Origin of the sequence: Chryseobacterium proteolyticum (assembly GCF_046591535.1) — a bacterium.
Lineage (GTDB): Bacteria > Bacteroidota > Bacteroidia > Flavobacteriales > Weeksellaceae > Chryseobacterium > Chryseobacterium proteolyticum.
On record NZ_JBJLWK010000018.1, the window covers coordinates 1 to 3079 of the forward strand.

Annotated in this window: 1 protein-coding gene; it reads right to left on the minus strand. The window is 35.1% G+C overall.

All coding sequences use genetic code 11. From position 1 onward, the window contains the following. Positions 1-3079, minus strand: a 3079-nt coding sequence (locus tag ACJ5H0_RS23025; RefSeq protein WP_411252184.1) for a condensation domain-containing protein, incomplete at both ends; no start/stop codon positions are given.

Here is a 3079-nt window from a genome sequence, read left to right on the forward strand (position 1 = left end):
TCCGATTCAGATAATGTAAAGAATGATTTATAATAACTCATTCTGGAAACCAGATTCCGGTTTTCTACCATTACCCCTTTTGGATTACCCGTTGTTCCAGAGGTATAGATGATATACGCTAAGTTATCGGAAGCACTGTTCTTTTTAGGATTAGATGCAGAATACTGATCTCTTTCAGCATAGAATGCAGTAAATTCTGCTTCATCAATGACCGCCTTGCTTTTTGAGTCATTTTCCATATACTGAATTCTTTCTTCTGGATAATTGACATCAATTGGAACATAAGCTCCTCCGGATTTTAATATGGCTAATACAGCAATAGTAACTCTTTCGCTTTTGTCTAATTTTATGGCGATCAAATCATCTGGCCGGATGGAATATTTTTCTCTAAGATAGATACCCAGCCTATTTGCTTCCTCGTTTATCTGACGATAGGTAAATTGCTGATCTTCAAAAACAACAGCTATACTGTCTGGCGTTTTTTCAACCTGTTCTTCAAATATCTCAATGATTGTTTTCTCACGATCAAAGTCTACTGTGGTATCATTGAAATCATCCAGTAAAACACCTTTTTCTTCGGTCGTCAAGTAATCTATACCTTCTAAGGAAATGTCTTCTTTTGAACTAAACTGTTTAATGATATTTAAAAAATGGGATAACAGATTCTGTATTAATTCGGAATCAAAAATATTTGAATTGTATTTAAATTCTACTTTTAATTCTTGTACAGAAGGTATTATTGTTACATTAAAATCATAATTTGTCTGCTCAAAAACATTTATTTCTTCAATAATAATTTTTTCTTCTCTTTGACCATACAGTACATCAATCTCATCCTCGATTGCGTCTTGTACCAAATAGTTCTCAAAAATCATTAAACTATTAATCAAATCCATTCCTAAAGAACTTTGAGACTGTACTTCGGACAAATTGATATAATGATGAGCGGAAGTATCTAATGTTTCTAAATGCAGCCTTTTCAGGAATGTTCTTACCGTATCGGCTGTTTCGTATCTTACCCTCACAGGTATGGTATTGATAAATAAACCAACCATTTTTTCTATTCCCGGTAATTCTCCCGGTCTACCGGATACTACTGCTCCAAAAACTACATCCTGTGTATTATTATATCTTGAAAGCAAATATCCCCATACTCCCTGTATAAATGCATTAGATGTTATACTCAGCTCATTACATATTTTTTTAACATCTTCAAATACATCTCCGTCAATATGAACAGTTTGTTTATTAAATGCCTGATCGTTAATTTGTCCTTTTTCCTTTTTAAAAGGAATCTCAGTCATTGATGTTAAACTATCTAAATAATTCTTCCAATATGATAATGATACCTCTTTATTAACTTTTGATAACCAATCTATATAAGTGGAGTATTTAACCGGTTCCGGCAATTGTATTGTATGACCATTGGTTATAGCCATTAACATACTGTAGAAGTCGTTAATTAAAATACTCAGACACCAGCCATCCATTAAAATATGGTGGCTGCTCCAGATAAATTCATAGTTTCCGTCTCCCAACTCTACTACTTTCAAGCGCATCTGAGTTGGTTTATCCAAATCAAATCCTGCAGATTTATCCTTTTCTTTAATGATATGTAATCCCTCAGCGATATCTGTTAAATCACAAATAGATTCATAACTAAAGCTGCTGGAAACTGTTTTGTGTACGATCTGCAAAGGCACACCACTGTAATCATTGGTAAAGCTGGTTCGTAAAATTGCATATCTGTTAATCAACTCATCATAAGCCTGTTTTACTGCCTCAATACTTAAATTGCTAAAGTGCAGTTTATAGGAAAGCTGCTCAAAATACATATGGCTTGACTGATCTACCAACCAGTGATAATACAATCCTTGCTGCAATGGTGAAAGCTCATAAATATCCTCAACATTGTTATCTTTATTAAGCTCCGCTAAGTCTGAATAACTTAAATCACTATACGTTAAATCAGATGGCGTTAAACGATTTTCTTTAACTTCTGACAATGTTTCGATAAGATTGGCCAGCTCTGTTTCGTATGCAGCAACGAATTTGGCAATTGTTGCATCACTAAACACATTTCCTGAATAATAAATAGACATATTGAGCTGGTCAGAAACCATCATTCCGGAAACATCAAGTAAGACTTCACTTGAACTATTGGCCGTATCTGATGATCCTCCTATGCTTTCTGATGAGAATTCAAACAGGGATTCACCTTCTTTATTTGCGCCCACATTGCTGCCAAAATCTCCTAAATAGTTAAATTGGATACTTGGAACAAGTTCATTGTCAAAACGTTTGTCAAGGTAATTCAGAATCCCATAGCCAACTCCTTTATTAGGAACTTTACGCAATGATTCTTTAACTCCGATTAATTCATGACCTTTGGATGATGATAAATCCAATACGAAAGGATATACACTGGTGAACCAACCCACTGTTCTTCCGATATCAATACCATCAATGATTTCCTCACGGCCATGGCCTTCCATTTTCAGAACACTCTTATCAGTCCCAAAAACAGTTTGAACGGCCAGTCCAAGTCCTGTTAGTAAAATGTCATTGATCTCGGTATTATAAACATGATGAACCTGTGTCTGAAGCTTTTCTGTTAAAGATTTATCAAGGGTAAAATAAGAAGCCTTATCCATCAGTGAAAGCTGTTCCTTATTCTGATAATCTACAGGTAATACATTTATTGCTTCTTTGGAAACCTCATTCCAATACAGTCGTTCTGACTGCATCTTCTCGCTTTTTGCGTATTCTTTCTGAACCGAAGCCCAACGCTGAAACGAATCTGTTTTTAAAGGCAGACTAATAGGTGTATTGATTTGGTAAGACTGATACAAATGAGATAAATCTTCAAATAAAATACGCCATGAAACCCCATCAATTACAAGGTGATGAATAATAAGCGCTAAACGGTCTCCGTCTGACATCCTGAAATGCCCAACATGGAACAAAACGCCTGATCCAATATCAAATCCTGACTGCAGATCATTACCAATGCTGCGCAATGACTCTAACTCAACTTCTTTGGAATCTGACCGTAAATCATAAAAACTGATCTTATAAT